The organism is Paraburkholderia suaedae (assembly GCF_040812055.1).
Classification (GTDB): domain Bacteria; phylum Pseudomonadota; class Gammaproteobacteria; order Burkholderiales; family Burkholderiaceae; genus Paraburkholderia.
The window spans coordinates 352,816-371,893 of the sequence record NZ_JBFOAH010000001.1 but is presented as its reverse complement, the minus strand read 5'-3'; the positions used below and the strand labels follow the sequence as shown (position 1 = coordinate 371,893).

General features: G+C 64.4%; 12 protein-coding genes and 1 pseudogene. 7 read left to right on the top strand and 6 right to left on the bottom strand.

The annotated features are described in order from the left end of the window. Positions 1-11: 11 nt before the first annotated feature. The 3 genes from ABQJ48_RS01610 to ABQJ48_RS01600 are packed head-to-tail and all read left to right on the top strand — an operon-like array spanning position 12 to position 5,835. Positions 12-1,097, top strand: coding sequence for an efflux RND transporter periplasmic adaptor subunit (locus tag ABQJ48_RS01610; RefSeq protein WP_367835969.1), 1,086 nt, complete (start codon positions 12-14; stop codon positions 1,095-1,097). Then, on the top strand, positions 1,094-4,222 hold the full coding sequence (locus tag ABQJ48_RS01605) for an efflux RND transporter permease subunit (RefSeq protein ID WP_367835517.1): 3,129 nt from the start codon (positions 1,094-1,096) through the stop codon (positions 4,220-4,222). Before ABQJ48_RS01610 ends, ABQJ48_RS01605 begins: the two co-directional genes overlap by 4 nt. A gap of 5 nt (positions 4,223-4,227) precedes the next feature. Then, on the top strand, positions 4,228-5,835 hold the full coding sequence (locus ABQJ48_RS01600) for an efflux transporter outer membrane subunit (protein ID WP_473094092.1): 1,608 nt from the start codon (positions 4,228-4,230) through the stop codon (positions 5,833-5,835). A 376-nt stretch (positions 5,836-6,211) separates the two neighbouring features. On the opposite strand, the gene ABQJ48_RS01595 is transcribed toward ABQJ48_RS01600, so the two are convergent. Then, a complete protein-coding gene (locus ABQJ48_RS01595; protein WP_367835514.1) occupies positions 6,212-7,090 on the bottom strand; it encodes a lipid A biosynthesis lauroyl acyltransferase in 879 nt (292 codons plus the stop codon). Between the two features lie 371 nt (positions 7,091-7,461). Next, positions 7,462-9,963 (bottom strand): penicillin-binding protein 1A, encoded by a 2,502-nt coding sequence (locus tag ABQJ48_RS01590; protein ID WP_367835513.1) that lies wholly within the window; start codon positions 9,961-9,963, stop codon positions 7,462-7,464. Between the two features lie 562 nt (positions 9,964-10,525). Between ABQJ48_RS01590 and ABQJ48_RS01585 the strand changes: the two genes are divergently transcribed. The 4 genes and pseudogenes from ABQJ48_RS01585 to ABQJ48_RS01570 all read left to right on the top strand — a co-directional run. Then, positions 10,526-11,176, top strand: coding sequence for a hypothetical protein (locus tag ABQJ48_RS01585; RefSeq protein WP_367835512.1), 651 nt, complete (start codon positions 10,526-10,528; stop codon positions 11,174-11,176). 516 nt (positions 11,177-11,692) lie between these two features. Beyond that, on the top strand, positions 11,693-12,373 hold the full coding sequence (locus tag ABQJ48_RS01580; protein ID WP_367835510.1) for a PspA/IM30 family protein: 681 nt from the start codon (positions 11,693-11,695) through the stop codon (positions 12,371-12,373). 118 nt (positions 12,374-12,491) lie between these two features. Beyond that, positions 12,492-13,691 (top strand): tetratricopeptide repeat protein, encoded by a 1,200-nt coding sequence (locus ABQJ48_RS01575; protein WP_367835509.1) that lies wholly within the window; start codon positions 12,492-12,494, stop codon positions 13,689-13,691. A gap of 587 nt (positions 13,692-14,278) precedes the next feature. Continuing rightward, positions 14,279-14,614, top strand: a pseudogene (locus tag ABQJ48_RS01570) (methyl-accepting chemotaxis protein); the annotation flags it as partial. A 73-nt stretch (positions 14,615-14,687) separates the two neighbouring features. Here ABQJ48_RS01570 and ABQJ48_RS01565 read toward each other — a convergent pair. The 4 genes from ABQJ48_RS01565 to ABQJ48_RS01550 all read right to left on the bottom strand — a co-directional run bounded on the left by ABQJ48_RS01565 (position 14,688) and on the right by ABQJ48_RS01550 (position 18,792). Beyond that, positions 14,688-15,506 (bottom strand): ABC transporter permease subunit, encoded by an 819-nt coding sequence (locus tag ABQJ48_RS01565; protein ID WP_367835508.1) that lies wholly within the window; start codon positions 15,504-15,506, stop codon positions 14,688-14,690. Next, positions 15,503-16,435 carry an ABC transporter permease subunit gene (locus ABQJ48_RS01560; protein ID WP_367835506.1) on the bottom strand — a complete coding sequence of 311 codons (933 nt, stop codon included), beginning with the start codon at positions 16,433-16,435 and terminating at the stop codon, positions 15,503-15,505. The genes ABQJ48_RS01565 and ABQJ48_RS01560 overlap by 4 nt, the downstream gene beginning before the upstream one ends. Further along, complete coding sequence (locus ABQJ48_RS01555) at positions 16,432-17,601, bottom strand: ABC transporter ATP-binding protein (RefSeq protein ID WP_367835504.1); 1,170 nt, start codon at positions 17,599-17,601, stop codon at positions 16,432-16,434. The genes ABQJ48_RS01560 and ABQJ48_RS01555 overlap by 4 nt, the downstream gene beginning before the upstream one ends. A gap of 90 nt (positions 17,602-17,691) precedes the next feature. Beyond that, the gene (locus ABQJ48_RS01550) at positions 17,692-18,792 is read right to left on the bottom strand and encodes a polyamine ABC transporter substrate-binding protein (protein WP_367835503.1); all 1,101 of its coding nucleotides are present in this window, start codon (positions 18,790-18,792) and stop codon (positions 17,692-17,694) included. Positions 18,793-19,078 lie beyond the last annotated feature (286 nt).

Genomic DNA, 19,078 nt, shown 5'->3' with positions numbered 1-19,078 from the left:
CCCTCGCCGGCATGCTGGCGCTAGCCGCCTGCTCGAAGAAAGAAGCGGCCGCGCCCGCGCCGCGTCCGGTAGTCGCCGTCGGAGTGCATGCGGACGGCCATGCGATGCAAGCCGCGTCGCTGCCCGGCGAAGTCGAGGCGCGGTATTCGACGCCGCTGTCGTTTCGCGTCGGCGGCAAGATCATCGAGCGGCGGGTGCGCCTCGGCGATGTCGTGAAGAGCGGGCAAATCGTCGCCCAGCTCGATCCAGCAGATGCGCAAAAGTCCGCAGCCAGCGCGCAGGCGCAACTCGAGGCGGCGCAGCACGGGCTCGTGTTCGCGAAGCAGCAGCTCGAGCGCGACCAGGCGCAGGCGAAAGAAAACCTGATCGCGCCGGCGCAGCTCGAACAGTCCACGAATACCTACGCGTCCACGCTTGCACAGCGCGATCAGGCCGCGCAACAGGCGGCGCTCTCGAAAAACCAGTTGCAATACACCACGCTCGTCGCCGCTCACGCGGGCGTGATCACGGCGGAGCAGGCCGACACCGGGCAGAACGTGTCCGCGGGCCAGGCCGTGTACAACCTTGCGTGGAGCGGCGACGTCGACGTGCTGTGCGACGTGCCGGAAAGCGCGCTCGCCGCGTTCGCGCCCGCACAGGAGGCGAGCGTCAGCCTCGCCGCGCTGCCGGGGCGCAAGTTCACCGCGCGGGTGCGCGAATTGTCGCCCGCCGCCGACCCGCAAAGCCGCACGTATCGCGCGCGGCTCACGCTCAACGACCCAGGTCCCGACGTGCGCCTGGGCATGACCGCCGATGTCACCCCGGCCGCTCTGCTCACGCCCTCGCAATCAGGCGGACAGGCGAACGTCTCCTTTACGCTACCCGTCACCGCGCTCTTTCACGAAGGCCGTCAGCCGGCGGTGTGGGTCGTGCGCGCCGCCGACAACACGCTGGAGCTGCGCCGCGTCACGGTCATGCGTTACAACGAGCGCACCATCGTGATTACCGGCGGACTCAAGGACGGCGAACGTGTCGTGTTGCAAGGCGTGCATACGGTGAGCGCCGGCGAGAAAGTCAACGCGATCGCGCCGCTGCATCCCGAGGACTTCGCTTCATGAGCGCGGCTCACGAAGAAGGACGCTTCAACCTGTCCGCATGGGCGCTGCGTCATCAGGCGCTAGTCGTGTTCCTGATCGCGCTCGCGACCGCCTTCGGTATCCTCGCCTACACGCGGCTCGCGCAATCGGAAGACCCGCCTTTCACGTTTCGCGTGATGGTGATCCGCACCTTCTGGCCCGGCGCGACTGCGCGGCAGGTGCAGGAGCAGGTGACCGACCGCATCGGCCGCAAGCTGCAGGAGACGCCCGCCGTCGATTTCGTGCGCAGCTACTCGCGCCCTGGCGAGTCGCTGATGTTCTTTACGATGAAGGACTCGGCACCGGTCAGCGACGTGCCCGAGACCTGGTACCAGGTGCGCAAGAAAGTCGGCGATATCGCGGCGACGCTGCCACCTGGCATTCAGGGGCCGTACTTCAACGACGAATTCGGCGACGTCTACACCAACATCTTCACGCTCGAGGGCGACGGCTTTTCCGCCGCGCAACTGCACGATTACGCGGACCAGTTGCGCACCATGCTGCTGCGCGTGCCGGGCGTCGGCAAGGTCGATTACTTCGGCGACCCCGAACAGCACATCTACATCGAGATCGCCAACACCCAACTCACGCGCTTGGGCATCTCGCCGCAGCAAATCGGTCAGGCGATCAACGGACAGAACGGCGTGTCGCCGGCGGGCACGTTGACCACGGCCGACGACCGCGTGTTCGTGCGCCCCACCGGCCAGTTCCAGGACGTCGCTGCGCTCGCCGACACGCTGATCCGCATCAACAACCGCAGCTTCCGTCTCGGCGACATCGCGACGATCCGGCGCGGCTACGACGATCCGGTCGTCACGCAGATGCGCTTCGGCGGCAAGGCGGTGCTGGGCATCGGCGTGACCATGCAGCCCGGCGGCGACGTGATTCGCCTCGGCAAAGCGCTCGACCAGCAAATGGCGCAGTTGCGCGAGGCGTTGCCCGCCGGCTTGAAACTGGTTGAAGTGTCGAGCATGCCGAACGCGGTCGCCCGCTCGGTGGACGACTTCCTGGAAGCCGTCGCAGAAGCCGTCGCGATCGTGCTGGTGGTGAGCCTCGTATCGCTCGGCGTGCGCACCGGCATGGTGGTCGTGATCTCGATCCCGGTGGTGCTCGCGGTCACCGCGCTGTGCATGTACGTGTTCGACATCGGTCTGCACAAGGTGTCGCTCGGCACCCTGGTGCTGGCGCTGGGGCTGCTGGTCGACGACGCGATCATCGCCGTCGAGATGATGTCGGTGAAGCTCGAGCAGGGCTGGAACCGCACGCGCGCGGCGGCCTTCGCGTACACCAGCACCGCATTTCCGATGCTGACGGGCACGCTCGTGACCGTCGCCGGCTTTCTGCCGATCGCGCTCGCCAAATCGAGTACCGGCGAATACACGCGCTCGATCTTCGAAGTGTCGGCAATCGCGCTGATTGCATCGTGGCTCGCGGCTGTCGTGCTGATTCCGCTGCTCGGCTATCACCTGCTGCCCGAGCGCAAGCGTCAGGCGCACGAGGCCGACGACCACGAGCACGACATTTACGACACCCGCTTCTACAAGCGTCTGCGTGGCTGGATCGGCTGGTGCATCGAGCGGCGCTTCGTCGTTCTGGCGATCACCGTCGCGCTGTTCGTGTTGGCGATGGCGGGCTTCACGCTAGTGCCGCAGCAGTTCTTCCCAAGCTCGGACCGTCCGGAATTGCTGGTCGACGTGCGCCTGCCCGAGGGTGCGTCGTTCGAAGCCACGTTGCATCAGGCGCAGCGGCTCGAAAAGCTGCTGGCGGGCCGCCCGGAGATCGATCATACGGTGAACTTCGTCGGCACCGGCGCGCCGCGCTTCTATTTGCCGCTCGACCAGCAGTTGCCGCAACCGAACTTCGCGCAGTTCGTCGTCACCGCGAAGTCGGTGAAGGATCGCGAGAAGCTCGCGCAGTGGCTGGAACCCGAACTGCGCAACAACTTTCCGGCGATTCGCACGCGCCTGTCGCGCCTCGAAAACGGACCGCCCGTCGGCTATCCCGTGCAGTTCCGCGTGAGCGGCGACGACATCGCAACGGTGCGCTCGATCGCCGAGCGCGTCGCCGCGACGATGCGCGCCGACCGCCGGACCAGCAATGTCCAGTTCGACTGGGACGAACCCGCCGAGCGCTCGGTGCGCTTCGAAGTGGATCAGAAACGCGCGCGCGAACTCGGCGTCAGCTCGCAAGACATTTCGAGCTTCCTCGCGATGACGCTCTCCGGCTATACGGTGACGCAGTATCGGGAACGCGACAAGCTGATCAGCGTCGATCTGCGCGCACCGCGTGCCGAGCGTGTCGACCCGTCGCAACTCGTGTCGCTGGCGATGCCCACGCCGAACGGCGCGGTGCCGCTCGGTACGCTCGGCCATCTGCGCAACGATCTCGAGTACGGCGTGATCTGGGAGCGCGACCGTCAGCCGACCATCACCGTGCAGTCCGACGTTGCGCGCGGCGCGCAAGGCATCGACGTCACGCACGCAGTGGATCGCGCGCTCAGCCAGATTCGCGCGACACTGCCGGTGGGCTACCGGATCCAGGTCGGCGGCTCCGTCGAGGAAAGCGCGAAGGGCCAGGCGTCGATCAACGCACAGATTCCGATCATGGTGATCGCCGTGCTGACCTTGCTGATGATCCAGCTTCAAAGCTTCCCTCGCGTGCTGATGGTCGTGCTGACCGCTCCGCTCGGGCTGATCGGCGTGGTCGTCACCCTGCTGCTGTTCGGCCAGCCGTTCGGCTTCGTCGCAATGCTCGGCGTGATCGCGATGTTCGGCATCATCATGCGCAATTCGGTGATTCTCGTCGATCAGATCGAGCAGGACATCGCGTCGGGGCAGAAGCGCTTCGACGCGATCGTCGGCGCGACGGTGCGGCGTTTCCGGCCAATCACGCTGACTGCGGCGGCCGCCGTGCTCGCGCTGATTCCGCTGCTGCGCTCGAATTTCTTCGGTCCGATGGCGACCGCGCTAATGGGCGGCATCACGAGCGCGACCATCCTGACACTGTTCTATCTGCCCGCGTTGTACGCCGCGTCGTTCAGAGTGCGCGGCGACGAACGCGAGCCTCCGTCGCTGTCCGCATCCGGCGCGACGCATACGGGGAATTGAGCATGATGACGACTTCCAGCTTCTCCCGAGTGCTTCGGCTGGCTCCTGGCCGCGCGTGGTTCCGCCTGCTTTGGCGTTCGCGTTGCCGTGCGTTGTCGCCCGCGTTTGCCCGCCAACTCTGCGGATACGCGCGGCCGGGCGCATTGGCCGTCGCTGGCTGCGCGCTCGCCGCATGTTCGTTCGGGCCCAACGGCGAGCCGCCCGCCATGCCGCAACCGGCTCACTACGGCACTCAAGCGCAGCCCACGCGGACAGTGGCCGCGCAAGGCGTCGCCCAGCAGTTCGTGGTCGGTGCGAAGCCGGTGCCGCAATGGTGGACGCTGTATCAGTCGGACCCATTGGACGCGCTGGTCGACGAAGGCTTGCGCAACAGTCCGACCCTCGCCGCCACCGATAAATCGCTCGCCGCCGCGCGCGAGCAGTTGCGCGCGCAGGTCGGCAGTTCACTGCTGCCGACCATCGACGCGGGCGGCCAGGCGACGCGCAATCGCGCGCTGGCGATCCCGGAGATCGGTCCCAACACATTTCTGTACAACGTCTTTGTCGGTCAATTGCAGGCGCACTACACGTTCGACCTGTTCGGCGCGGCGCGCCTCGCCAACGAAGAACTCGCCGCCCGCGTGAACGTGCAGGTGTATCAGTGGGATGCGGCCCGTCGCGCGCTGGCGGCCAATATCGTGACAGCGGCGATCACGAGTGCCGCGCTGCACGCGCAGATCGAGACCACCGAGCGTCTGGTGACGATTGCCAACGATCAGGCGCGCGACACAGAGCGCCGCTATGCGTTGGGCGCGGTGCCGCATGCCGAGCTGTTGAGCGCGCAGCAAACTGCGGCAAGTCTGTCCGCGAGCTTGCCGGGTCTCCAGCAGCAATGGACGACCACGCGTCACGCGCTGGCGGTGCTGCTCGGCCGCACGCCGGACACCGCGCCGGACGACCTCGACCTCGCGCAGCTGCACATGCCTGAACAGTTGCCGGTAGTGGTGCCCTCGGAGCTGCTGCGCTCGAGGCCCGACATCCAGGCCGCCGATGCCGCCGTCAAGGCCGCGGCGGCCGATGTCGGGGTCGCGACCGCGCAGATGTTCCCGAGCCTGTCGCTCGCCGCATCGATGGGACAAGGCGGTTTTAGCTGGCCAGTCGCGTTGTCCGGTGCAGGGGCGATCTGGAGCATTGGCGCGTCGCTGTCGCAACCGCTGTTTCATGGCGGCGCACTGCGCGCGCAACGCCGCGCCGCGCAGGACACCTACGACGCGACGATCTCGCAGTACAAGCAGACCGTGCTGGCCGCGTTTCAGAACGTCGCAGATACGCTTGCGGCGCTGGAGCACGACGCGCGGGCGCTGGATTCGGCGGAGCGCGCCGCGCGCTCGGCGCAGGGCGTGTTCGAGGAGACTTCGGGACGCTACCGGCTCGGCGCGCTGCCAGTCGCCTCGACGCGTTCGAGCGAGCAACAGTTCCGCAACGCGCAGCTCGACGAGATTCGCTACGCCAGCGCGCGGTTGACGGACACCGCGGCGCTGCTTCACGCGATGGGCAATCCGCCGGTCGAAGCGGCGACGAGTGCCGCTGCAGTGTCTGCGACGTCAACGGCGAACGCGGGCTTGTGGAACTGAACCGGCTGAGCCAGCGATACGATAGCGACGCTCACTGACTTGTCCACAGATTATGTTGACGAGCCTGTTGAAAACTGTCTGACAAGCTGGCTAGCCCATTGAATGCGCTCGGTTTATTCGGGCGGCGCGGAATGAGTCAGCAGACGGCCGACAAGCGGCGCTTACGTCGATTCAACCCTTCCCTCACGCAACCTTATCCCCAGTTTGTGTGGAGAGGGCTGTTGATAACCTCGGGGTTGCGCGCTTATGTACTTGAAGGCATTGGGATTGTCGAGGGCGGTGCTGAACGATGCAGCGGCGTCTGAATACTCAGCGGACGACGCGACTCAATGACCGCACTGCCGGTTATCTGTGGCCCACGGCCGCAACCGCGCGCTCAATAAACCCCCGCTTCGCCGGCCGGCCGATTCTTGAACCGTTTGTGAACCCAATAGTATTGATCAGGAATCCTTCGTACCTGCGTTTCGAGGAATTCGGTGATGCGACGCGCGTCGACAGCAACATCGTCGGAGGGAAAATCGCTTAGCGCGTCGAAAATGGTCAGCTTGTAGCCCCGGTAGTCGGGCAGCACCTCGGTCACGAACGGCACGACCCGCGCGTTGCCCGCACGCGCCATCCGCGATACCGATGTCAGCGTACACGCCGGCACGCCGAAAAACGGCACGAATACCGAATCGCGAAGGCCGAAATCCATGTCGGCGGCAAGCATCACCGGTTTGCCCTCGCGCAACACGCGCAACGCGCGGCGCACGCTGTCGCTGCGCGGAATCATCTCGGTACCGAAGCGGCCGCGCTGGCGTCTGGCCATCGCGTCGAGCAGCAGGTTCGACATCGGCGTATAAAGCGACGCGACCGGGTGGCGAGTCGAATACATCATGCAGCCTGCCTCGATGCCGACGAAATGGAAGCCGACGAAAATAGTCGGCTGCGACTGGACGTCGGCGAGATCGATTGCGCTCTCCACTTGTACGAGGCGCGCAATCGCCTGCGCAGTGCCGAACCATTGCGGCCCGCGTTCGACATAGCTGCGGATCACATGACAGAAGTGCGCGCGCGCGAGACGTTCGCGCGCGTCGTCGCTCATGTCCGGGAAGCACAGTTTCAGATTGGTATGCACGACGCGCCGGCGCGTGCTGGGAATGCGGTACAGCAACGCCCCGATGCCGGTGCCGATGCGCGCGATCAACCCGTAGGGCAGCAAGGCGAACGCGCGCAGCAGGGCCGTCGTCAGACAAATGAGAATTCTACTTTTCACGAGGCGGGACCCGGTGGATGGAGGATGACGAACACACCGGCCGCCGCAACCGGGGTTGGCAACGATCGAAGTGACATGCGCGCGCGTCAAACCGGGTCTCGCGCGGAGCGTTGTGAAGCGCAGCGTTTCGCCTTGGGGCGAAACGCTGCGGTGCTGGCGGCCGAAATCGTTTTGGGAATCGGACGGCCGTGCCTGACCGGAGCGAAAAAGCACCGCAGGCGTGATTAAAGCACACCGCTGGTACGGGGCACAAAATCTGCCGCGTCCAATGCCCGAACGCGCCGGCAAAGCGTTGCCGGCCCTCGGTTCCCCGAACCCTCAAGGGCCGCCTGGCGGGTGCGGCCGCACGGCGCGCATGAGCCCCGTGATCGTTAAGGCTTGTTCGACTCGAACAGATCGATGATCTGCTTGCGCTCATTGGACGACACGCTCGGCGGCGGCACCGCTGGCGGCGTCATGCCTGCCGGCCCCACACCGCCCATCGCCTCGCCGGTGCCGGCCACCGGGTTCGACGAATCGAGACCGATGCTGGCGACGAAGCCGTTGCCGGGCGTCATGTCGGTATAGAACAGTTCGCCGTCCACGAGTGTCACGCCGTCCGGCTGCTGCGGCTCGGCCTGCGGCACGCCGCGCAGCGCGCGCTGCATGTACTCGACCCAGATCGGCAACGCGAGCTGCGCGCCGAATTCACGGCTGCCGAGGCTCTTCGGCTGGTCGTAACCCATCCACGCGACCGCCACCAGCGACTGTTGATAGCCGGCGAACCAGCCGTCCTTCGCATCGTTGGTCGTGCCGGTCTTGCCTTGCAGATCCGAGCGATGCAACACGTTGGTCCCCGCCCCCGTGCCGGACGTCGCGACCGAATGCAGTAGGCTGTTCATCACGTACGCGTTACGCGGCTCCAGCGTGCGCGGCGCGTCGCGCCCGGCCGTAAGCGGCTGCGCTTTGGACAGCGGTTCGCCGTGCGCGTCCGTCACTTCGTTGATCAGATACGGGTTGATCCGGTAGCCGCCGTTCGCGAACACCGAATACGCGCCCGCCGACTGCAACGGCGTGACGAGCCCAGCACCGAGCGCCATCGGCAGATACGGCGGAGTCTTGTCAGCGTCGAAACCGAAGCGCTGGGTGACGAAGTCCTGCGCGTACCTGGTGCCGATGAACGACAGAATGCGGATCGATACCAGGTTCTTCGACTTCTGCAACGCGACGCGCATCGACATCGGACCGTCCGGCTGGTCGTCGTCCTTCGGCACCCACGCGTCGCCGCCCGGTGTGCTCGCCGGGAAGTACAGCGGCGCGTCGTTGATGATCGTCGCCGGTCCGAGGCCCTTGTCGAGCGCCGCCGAATAGATGAACGGCTTGAAGCTGGAACCGGGCTGACGCCATGCCTGCGTGATGTGATTGAACTTGTTCTTGTTGAAGTCGAAGCCGCCGACCAGCGCGCGGATCGCACCGTCCTGCGGCGTGAGCGACACGAGTGCGCCTTCCACTTGCGGCAATTGCGTGATCTGCCAGTTGCCCTTGTCGTCGGCGACGAGGCGGACGATCGAACCCGGCTTGATCTTCGTGGCGGCCGTGGCGCGCGCACTCAATGCGCCCGCGACAAAACGCAGACCCTCGCCGTTGATCGTTATCTCGCTGCCGTCCACCAGTTGCGCCTTCACCTGCTTCGGACCCGCATCCGTTACCACCGCGGCGATGATCTCGCCGTTGTCCGGGTGATCGGTGAGCGCATCGTCGATGGTCTGATCGCGGTCGTCGCCCGGCGGCGGCAACTGCACGAAGCCTTCCGGCCCGCGATAGCCGTGGCGCCGCTCGTAGTCCATCACGCCCTTGCGAACCGCGCGATAGGCGGCGTCCTGGTCGGCCGAGTCGATCGTGGTGGTGACGTTCAGACCGCGCGTATAGGTTTCGTCCTTGTACTGCGCGTACATCATCTGCCGGACCATTTCGGCGATGTACTCGGCGTGCACGCTGTATTCGTTGCCCGGGTTGCGCGTGTGAATCTCTTCCTTCACCGCCTGGTCGTACTGCTCCTGGCTGATGTACTTCAGCTCGAGCATGCGCTTCAGAATGTACTCCTGACGGATCTTCGCGCGTTTCGGATTGACCACCGGGTTGTACGCGGACGGCGCTTTCGGCAGGCCGGCCAGCATCGCCGCCTGCGCGAGCGTGATGTCCTTCAGGTCCCGGCCGAAGTACACGCGCGCGGCCGCGGCAAAGCCGTAGGCGCGCTCGCCCAGATAGATCTGGTTCATGTACAGCTCGAGAATCTGGTCTTTGGTCAGCGCGCGCTCGATCTTGTACGCGAGCAGCATCTCGTAGATCTTGCGGGTATAGGTCTTTTCGCTCGACAAAAAGAAGTTGCGCGCCACCTGCATCGTGATCGTGCTCGCCCCCTGCGACGCGCCGCCGTGCGCGAGGTCGGCAAAACCGGCGCGCAGAATGCCCAGGAAATCGACGCCGCCGTGTTCGTAGAACCGGTAGTCCTCGATCGCGAGCACCGCTTTTTTCATCTGGTCGGGAATGTCCTGGAAGCGCACGAGGCTGCGCCGCTCTTCGCCGAATTCGCCGATCAGCACGTGATCAGCGGTATAGACCCGCAGCGGCACTTTCGGACGATAGTCGGTCAGCGCGTCGAGCGACGGCAGTTGCGGCCCCATCACCACCACCGCATAGCCGAGGATCAGCGCGCCCACCACCGCGACCGTCGCCAGTAACCCGACGAACCAGATGACGAGTGTCGCGCCGAACGAGCGGCGGCCCGCCTCGACCTCGCGCGAAGCGGCATTGCGTCCTGGAGTGCGTTGGTAGGAGTCCCGGTTTCCACCGGCTGGAGAATGGGAGGAGTGCGGTCGTTTGATGATTGGCATGACTGGAATAGTGGGCGCATGACTGAACGCCGTTCTGCCCGCGCAGGTGGCGCACGCAGGGATGGTGATCGAGCATCGCAGCCCGAGGCGGAATGCACCGTGCCACCGCTTGCCCCCGGCCGGCCGCACGGCACGCCTCGGACCCTGTCCGGCGCAACGCAACAGCGTATTTTAAAAGAATTCAAGGCGGCCCCAACGCAGTTTTTTTGTAAGAATTCCCTTCGCGCCGCGGGCGCCTGTCGTTTCGTGCAATTGCCAGTTCGCTCCGCGGTTCGCCTCCGGTTATCGACTGAAGGTGGGCAATGGCCTATGGAAAAACGGCGTGCAAGCGCCCCAACCCGTTGATGTCGCGGGATTTTCACGTCGCGACCGTTTCGCATCATTGCAACTCGTCATATGATGGTCCCGGCGCGCGTAACAACGTACACTCGACGCACACTCGAACGCACACTGGACGAACATTCGGGCACGCGTTCGAACCCCGTGCGCAGACCGATGCACGCGCCGTGCACCCGGGAAACGGGCGCTGACCCGCCCATGCCAACAAGACTGCGAGCCAATCATGACCAAGCCGAGCGAGCGCATCGTCGTATTCGTGACGACCGCGCAGAAACGCGCGATCACCACCACCGCCGCGAGTCTGGGCATTAGCGTGAGCGAGCTGATGCGGCGCGCCGTGCTGAGCTTCGGCGCGACCAGTGAGCAGGTGAAGGCGGCGAGCATCGTCGACCGGCTGCACGCGCCGCGCGCACCGGATGCGCTGAACGCGGCGCTGCAGCGGGTCGCACGCGGCACGCGGCACGCGCGTGCCGCCGTGCCGCCGGCGTTGCAGGCGCGCACCGGCTCCGCTGGCGAGCCCGCGGACGACGCGCTGTCAACGGCTCCAACGCCCCGCGAAGGTTGCGCGTCGGCAGCCGATGCCAGTGCGCTGCCGCGCGCACCCGCGGCAGCGCCCGCCCCGCCTGCTCCTTTGCTGCCCGCCGGTTTGGCAGCCGCCCTTGCCGTCGAAATCGATCTGGAAGCGGCCGCGACCGCCGAAGCGGTCGCGCGCGTCGCAGCCGCACACGCGGCGAGCCACCAGGATTCGGCGCCGCACGAACTGGATACGGACGCGCAAGTGCACCGTGTGCTCAAGCGCCCGCGCATCGACACGCCTGGCGAGGACGGCGATATCCGCAACGATCCCACTACCGAAGGGGGCCGCTTCGCGTGAGGCCCGATGAGAGGCGATCCGCGCACGAAGCGAGTCACCGCTTGCATGTCGTGACGCATTTCGCTCCATCGAAAGCGATTCAAAAGAAACAGCTTTCGATATTGCAAGCTTAACTACTTGAACAGCAGCCCGTCCCACAAGATAAAGCCATTCGGGCGCGCTATTCGCGTTGCGCAACAAGAAAGCACTTCACGTTTTTCCTTCACTTCTGCGCTGCAGCGCTGAGGGGCGAGCATTGCGCGCCCGCATCGTTCAGGCCGTTTTTAAGAGGGTCCGTGGTGTAATATCCGCCAGCTGCTACGGACCCGCGCGTTGAATTTTTTGAAACCGCCCCTGAATTCCGGCAACTATTTATGGGCTCGCTATTGCAATTGGCAAGCGTGCCCCGAACTCCGGTCCGAACGGTTGCGCAGCTTCGCGCACAGCGGCGTAAAGTAAACAAACGGTTCAAGGCGGTTCAAAGCAGCCACGCGCGCAGAACCATGCAGCGCCAACATCATTTCTCTGGAGGTTTTCATGTCGCTTTTTGACAGCATTTCGCGCACGCTCAAAGGTCTTCTGAACGATGCAGCCGATTCCGTCCAGGATCCGTCGCGCGACTCGCGTCAGATCGTGCGCGAACTCGACGAAAGCATCGGTAAAGCCGAGAACTCGCTGATCGAGATTCAGGCGCAGGTGGCCACCCAGCAAAGCAAGCGTGATGTTGCCGCAGACAAGGCGAAGAAATACGAAGACGGCGCCAAGCGCGCGCTGCAGTCCGGCGACGAAGCGCTCGCCCGCGAAGCGCTCAGCGCGCAAGCCACCGCCGAGGCCGAACGCGATGCGCTGACCAAGGAACTGACGACGCTCGAACCATCGGTCGCGCAGCTCAAGAGCCAGATCGAAGACATGCGTAGCCGCCGCAACGACCTGAATTCGCGTTCGAACATCCTGCAAGCCAAACAGCAGATCGCGCAAGCCAAAGACGTCGCGGCAACCGCGTTGGGCGGCATCGGCGGCAAGAATCTTTCGGAAGATTTCCAGAAGCTCGAAGACAAAGTCGCGCTGTCGAATGCGCGCTCGGATGCGCGTCTGAATTCGGCCGACGCGGCGAGCGGCAAGGCGCTCGACGACAAGCTCGCGGACCTGAATCGCGGCCCGTCCGTCGAAGAACGTCTGGAAGCATTGAAGAAACAGATCAACACGCCGGCCCAGTAATTGCGACCCCGCAGTGCATCCTGGGCGGCCGCGTGCGCCAGCCCGGCATGCCGGCCACGCGAATGCGGGCCCACTGCAAACGACTGAAGGAGACGGGCGCCCCGCGCCCGGTCCGCAAATGAAAAAATTTCTCGCAACCGGGTTCGCTTCGCTGCTGTTAGTGTCGGCGGCGGCGTTCGCCGTGCCGACGGCTCAGCAGATCGAATCCGCCATGTCGCAAGGCAACTGGCAGCAAGCCGATGCCGGTCTGAGCGAGGTGCTGCAAGCGCATCCGAACAATGCCCACGCGCATTATCTGTACAGCCAGGTGCTCGATCGCGAAGGCCGCTATGGCGACGCGCTCGCCCAGTTGCAACAGGCAAAAACGCTCGACCCGCAAATCCGTTTCACCGATCCTGGCCGTTTCGCGCAAACCGAAGCACGCCTGCGCAGAGATGCGCAGCGCGCCGGCGACGCGCGCGGCAACAACGCGGGCCGCGCCGCGAATCCGTTCGTACAGCAGACTGCGCCTGCTGTGCAGCAGCAGTCGGCGATGGTCTCTCCTGCGCAACAACGGCATGGTCCGGGGGTCGGTATGTGGATCGGTATCATCATTCTGATTGGCGTAATCGCGCTGGTGCTGCGTTGGTCGCTGCGCCGCGCCCGCACGCAAGGCGACTCGCGCGCCGACGACGATCGTCGGGTGCAACTGAAGCGCGCGACCGACATGCTCAACGCCGTACGTTCGTTGAAGCTCGACGTGAAGCTCTCCACGGCGCCTGGTCATGAGACGCTGGAAAAGGAAGCCGAAGCGGTTGAAGACCAGTTGCGCGGTGTCGTCGAGAGCTTGTCGAACGGCAAGAATCCGCTGCCGCCGTATCAGCTCGACGAACTCGAGCAGCGCATCGGCAGCCTGCGGGCGCGCGCCGACGGCCGGCCCGATCCGACTGCCACGCCTGCCGCCGGCAGTCAGCAATCGCCGTATGCGCAAGAAGCCGAGCGTTTCGGCAATCCGCCGCAAGCGCCGTATCCGCAGCAAGGTCCGTATCAACAGCAGCCGCCGGTGATCGTGCAGCAAGGCGGCGGCGGTTTCGGCGGTGGCATGGGTGGTCTGCTCACGGGCGTGCTGCTGGGCGAAGCGCTGAATTCCGGACGTGAGCGCGTGGTCGAGCGCGACGTGATCGTCGACGACGAAGCGCGCCGCCGCGGCAACGATGGTGGTAATGGCGACAATGGCGGCGGCCTCGACTTTGGCCAGGGCTCGAACGACTGGACAGATAACGGCGGCGGCGTCGATATGGGCAGCAATGACGATTCCGGCGGCTGGACCGATACCTGAAGGTGCGATCTTGCGCCACGCCATGCATGCGGCAGTCGGCGCAGATCAGCTGCACGTTAACTGAAACACGGGCTCCTCACGGAGCCTTTTTTTGCCGACTCCGGCTCGCTTCATGAGATCGCAGCTTGCGAGACTTCAAGCAACGCCGTGCCGACGCCGCCAACCTCTCCGCTTCGCGGTATGGGAGGCGGCCACTCAGCTAACAGCCTAACGACGAGACGTTAGGCGTTATCGCACTGGCGCGGCCGACGCGGCCGACGCGGGCGGCGCGGCGCACGGCGTCCGCATCGACGAACGCCGATTCCCCAACGGGCAATGACATGATTCGCGCGCACCGTCCCATCGCGAATCGGCCGCTCCTGAATCCGCCCTCGCCCACCGCTTACCCGCCCCCCAGCAACCGCAGCAGCCCCCACAGAAACTTGCAGAGCAGCACGATCAGCTCCCACAGGTAGTAGAGCTGTTCCCAGCCCGAAGCGCGTGCGAAGGAGTCGATCATGAATTGCCGGCAAAAAAGGAAAAGGCAGCGAACCGCGGTTCGGGACGAGCGCACATGATAACGACCGCGGGATACCCCGTATCAAGTCTTCGTGCAGGCGAAGGACCGTCTGGGCCATCTGATCGGCGTGTCGGAGACGCTGATCGAGCTGACCGCGGCGACCGGCGTCGAGACCGACGACACGCGCTTCATCGAAGCGGTGCAGCAGGCCGCCGCGGCAGTGAGCAAGCTGTTCGAAGCGGCAGTGGCGCGCGGCGACATCGCGCTCGAAGATCTGTTCGACCAGCACTACGTGCCAGTGGCGGGGACCAACCCGCCGCAACTGCTGACACGCTTTACCACGTTCACCGACCGCGTACTGCCGGCGATCCAGGAGCCTCCGCTCGAGCTCGATGCGCGTGTCGCATTGGGGTGCCGTGCGGATCGGCTACAAAGTGTGAACGCACGCGTGCGTTGCGCGGCGCACTCGAGGCGCAGTGCGCGTGAAATGCGCCGGTTCAGACTGCCATTACCGCGCGCCTGCGCTCGGCGCGCTGCATGAAGTGATTCGTCGCCACCACGCCGACTGTCACCACGGCGATGAACAGCGTCGCGAGCGCATTCATTTCCGGGTTGAGTCCGAGGCGCACGCGCGAAAAGACCACCAGCGGCAGCGTCGTCGAACCGGGGCCGGACAGGAACGCCGACAGCACCAGGTCGTCGATCGACAACGTGAACGACAGCAGCCAGCCGGACACGAGCGCCTGCGAAATCAGCGGCAGTGTGATGAAGAAGAACACGCGCAGCGGCGTGGCGCCCAGGTCGAGCGCGGCTTCTTCCAGCGACGGATGCAACTCCTTCACGCGCGATTGCACGATGATCGCAACATACGAAATGCACAGCATCACGTGTCCGATCCAGATCGTGAAGATGCCGCGCCCCGCCGGCCAACCCAACCACTTCGCCATTTCGATGAACAGCAGCAGCAGCGAGATGCCCTGAATCACTTCGGGAATCACGAGCGGTGCGTTGATCATGCCGGTGTACAGCGTGAAGCCCCGAAACCGCCCCATGCGGGCGAGCACGAAACCGGCCCACGTACCGATGATCACCGACGCGAACGCCGTCAGCAACCCGATGCGCAACGACAGCCAGGCGGCCGTGATCAGCTCGTCGTCGCGCAGCAGCGCTGCGTACCAGCGCGTGGAAAAGTGGGTCCACACGGTAACCAGTTGCGATTCGTTGAACGAATACACCACCAGGCTCACGATGGGCACGTAGAGGAAAAGAAACCCGATCCCGAGGGCAATCCACTGCAAAATCCGGTTGGGCTTCATGAGCGCCTTTCCTCCATCGCCTTCGCCTGAGCGTGCTGGAACAAGGCCATCGGCACCAGCAGCAGCAGCACCATCGCGCAGGTCACCGCGGAGGCCATCGGCCAGTCGGCGTTGTCGAAGAACTCATTCCACATCACGCGGCCGATCATCAGCGTGTTGGCGCCGCCGAGCAGCTCGGGAATCACGTACTCGCCCACCGCCGGGATGAACACCAGCAGGCAACCGGCGACAATGCCGTTCTTCGACAAGGGCAGCGTGATTTGCCAGAACGCCTTCCACGGTTTCGCGCCGAGGTCGTATGCGGCTTCGAGCAGGGTCAGGTCCATCTTCACCAGATGCGCGTAGAGCGGCATCACGAGAAACGGCAGGTACGAGTACACCATGCCTATATAGACCGCGGTGTTGGTGTGATACAGCTCGATGGGCGAATGAATCAGCCCGATCGACATCAGGAAGTTGTTCAGCAAGCCGTTGTTCTTCAGGATGCCGATCCATGCGTACACCCGGATCAGGAACGACGTCCAGAACGGCAGCATCACCGCCATCATCAGCACGTTGCGCCTGGCCGGGCTCGATCGTGCGATGTAATACGCCATCGGATAACCGATCAGCAGACACAGCACGGTCGAGATCGCGGCGACCACCACCGAGTTCACATAGGTCGCGAAATAGAGACTGTCGGTGAGCAGAAACGCGTAATGCGAGAGATCCAGCGTGATGTGAATCGCGCCTTCCGCCAGGTTCACGAGTTGGGTATAGGGCGGAATGCCGAGCTGCGAATCGGCGAAACTGATCTTCACGACCAGCAGGAACGGCACGAGAAAAAACAGCAGCAGCCAGATGAACGGCCCGGCCACTACCGCGCTGCGGCCGGTCAGATTGAAACGCCGCACCGGCCAGCTGACGAGGGCATTGAGCGCGCGCCTCATGACGTCAGCACCACACCGGCCGACGCGCTCCAGCGCACGTACACTTCGTCGCCCCATGACGGCGGATCGATCTCGGTGAGCGCGAGGCTCGTCACGTTCGCGATCACCGTCTTGCCGCTGTCCAGCTTCACGTGATACAGCGAATAGCCGCCCATGTAAGCGACGTTCGTGACGACGCCTTTGCCCCAGTTGTATGCGCCTTCGGGCGGCTTGCGCGTGAGCGCGATGCGCTCGGGGCGCACCGAAATCGTCACCGGCATGCCGAGCGGCCCGGTGATGCCGTGGCTCACGTACAGGCGGCACGGCAGGTCGGGCGTTTCGATGAACACGTAGTCGGGTTCGTCCTCGACCGTATGGCCTTCGAACAGATTGGTGGAGCCGATGAACTCCGCCGAAAAGCGGCTGTTCGGATACTCGTACACTTCGTGCGGCGTACCCAGCTGGACGATCTCGCCTTCGCTCATCACGGCGAGGCGGTCCGCCATCGTCATCGCCTCTTCCTGGTCGTGTGTCACCATCATGCAGGTCACGCCGACCTTGTCGAGAATGTTCACCAGTTCGATCTGGGTGCGCTGGCGGATCTGCTTGTCGAGCGCGGACATCGGCTCGTCGAGCAGCAGCAGCTTGGGACGCTTCACGAGCGAGCGCGCCAGCGCCACGCGCTGCTGCTGGCCGCCCGAGAGCTGATGCGGCTTGCGCTTCGCGAAGCGGCTCATCTGCACGAGTTCGAGCGCCGTCTGCACGCGCTCGTTCAGTTCGGCTTTCGGCACGCCTTCCTGCTTCAGACCGAACGCGACGTTCGCCTCTGCCGTCATGTGCGGAAACAATGCATACGACTGGAACATCATGTTCACCGGCCGGCGATACGGCGGCAATTGCGCCAGGTCTTCGCCGTCGATCAGGATCTTGCCCGAGCTCACGCTCTCGAGCCCCGCCATCATGCGCAGCAAGGTCGACTTGCCGCAGCCCGAACTGCCGAGCAGCGCGAACAGCTCGCCCTTCTTCACCGACAGGTTGACGCCTTTGACCGCCACGGTTTCGCCGAACTTCTTCACGACGTCGACGATCTGGACGTATTGGTCCTGTGCATTGCCCGTAACGGCCTTAAGTCCCGCGGACGGCGCGCCCGTCCCGGCCAGTGCCCCCGACTGCTCACTACTTGTCATGATGCTGCTTCACTCCGGCGTTTGACGAACAAAGCCCCCGGTAAACACCGAGGGCTTCATGATAATGCGGACCCGTTGTGCTGCCGCGTATCAGCGGCCGGACTTGAACTCAGTCCACAGCCGCGTTTGCAGCCGCTGGATTTCCTGAGGCAGTGGCTTGAGCAGGAACAGGGTCTTGATGACTTCGGGCGGCGGATACACGGCCGGGTCGTTCGCCACGTCCTTGTCCACGTACTTGCGCGCTTCGACGTTCGCGCTCGGGTAGTAGACGGCGTTGGTGATCGCGGCGTGCACCTGGGGCGTTTCGATGTAATTGATCCACTCGAGCGCGGCTTGCTTGTGCTTCGCGTCTTTCGGAATCGCCATCACGTCGAACCAGACCGGCGCGCCGCCCTTCGGAATGAAGTATTCGATCTTGTACGGCTTCTTCGCTTCGGCCGCGCGATGCTTGGCGATCACGACGTCGCCCGACCAACCGTACGCGAAGCACACGTCGCCGCCGACCAGGTCGTTGATGTAGCCCGACGAGTTGAACTGCGTGATGTACGGGCGGATCTTCTTCATCATCTCGAGCGCGGCGCGGTAATCGGCCGGGTTGTTGCTCATCGGATCCTTGCCGATGTAATGCAGCGCGGCGGCGAACATCTGGTCCGGCGCGTCGAGCACGGACACGCCGCAGGCTTTCAGCTTCGAAATGTTTTCCGGCTTGAAGAGGATGTCCCAGCTGTCGAGCGGCGCATTCTTGCCCAGAATCTGCTGAACTTTGGTGACGTTGTATCCAAGACCGGTCGTGCCCCAAGCCCAGGGCACCACGTATTTGTTGCCCGGATCGGCGCCGGCCACGAGCGCCATCAGCGACGGGTCGAGGTACTTCAGGTTCGGCAGCTTCGACTTGTCGAGCGGCTCGAAGATGCCCGCGGCGATCTGCTTGCCGGCGTAGTTGCTGGTCGGCACGACGATGTCGTAGCCGGAATTGCCGGTGAGGAGCTTGGCTTGCAGCGTGTCGTCGCTGTCGTAGTTGTCGTATTTGACCTGGACGCCGGTCTGCTTCGTGAAGTTGGGAATGGTGTCCTTGGCGATGTAATCGGACCAGTTATACACGTTCAGCTGCGTGTCTTTCGCCGCGGCCGTCAACCATGGCATCGCACAGAGCACCAGCGCGGCCACTTGTCCCACTACCCGTCTTTTCATCCCGTTCTCCGATCGTGACCGGCTCGCGCCGACCGTGGTCACTAGCCCGCGGCGTTGCGCCCGGCTCCCCTGAAAAACCCGAAAACTACCATCAATTATTGCGCGGTCCAAAAAAAACGCCGCACTGTCGCGCAAACGGTACAGCGCAAGCCGCACCCTTGCAAAATGGGCGCAATTTTAGCGGGTTATCGGCGCGTGTCCAGCCGAAAAAAACGCGGGCTGCGCTCGTGTCGTTATCTGGTTGTCAACGGCTGGCGGCTGCGGGGGTCGGTGGAATGTCCGCGCT